The organism is Collinsella sp. HCP3S3_E5, assembly GCF_052067635.1.
Lineage (GTDB): Bacteria > Actinomycetota > Coriobacteriia > Coriobacteriales > Coriobacteriaceae > Collinsella.
In genome coordinates this window covers 1-590 of the sequence record NZ_JBQHQF010000068.1, presented here as the reverse complement: position 1 = coordinate 590, position 590 = coordinate 1, and the positions used below count along the sequence as shown (strand labels likewise).

The following is a 590-nucleotide window of genomic DNA, read 5'->3' as shown; positions in this document are numbered from 1 at the left end:
GGTTGATTTCCGATCTCAGCCGAACACATTGAGCTGATGGCTCGCTCCCGCAGTTAACCGAACGCCCCCGCGGCCCCTCTCGGGCCCCGGGGGCGCCATTTTCCCAGTTGAAGGAATGGTGGAGATGTGTTTCGATGGGTCCGGTGGCCATGCTCCGCCCGCCGCCCGGCACCTCTTCCCAGACTCAGCCGTACGGTCGGTCCGTCTATTCCGTTTTTCTCCTAGGCTAGGCCAGCGGGGCATCGCCCCTCTCTGCGCGCGCCCTCTCGATGAGCCCCGGCGTCAGGTCGAGATCGCCGAGCGGCACGTCCCCCACGCCGTAGGCGTCCAGCAGCGCCGCCGCGTCCTCCCCGAGCATCGCCCTGAAGGCGCGCGCGGGCGTCGCGAAGCCGAGCGCGCCGCGGGGCTCGGAGTTCACGTGCGACATGGCCAGCGCCAGGTCGGCCGGGGCGAGCCGGTCGAACCTGATTCCGGCGCCCTTGGGCAGCAGCTTCCTGATCTCGACGTGGTTGCGCTCGCAGGCGCCCTTCTGGTCGCTGCGCCTGGGGTCGCAGTAGAACAGCCTCGTCTCGCCCGGCCCCTCGCCGAGC

At 69.8% G+C, this 590-nt stretch carries 1 pseudogene; it reads right to left on the bottom strand.

Annotation, left to right across the window (positions count from 1 at the left end):
- Positions 1–226: 226 nt before the first annotated feature.
- A pseudogene (locus ACTM82_RS09020) lies at positions 227–590 on the bottom strand (IS30 family transposase); the annotation flags it as partial.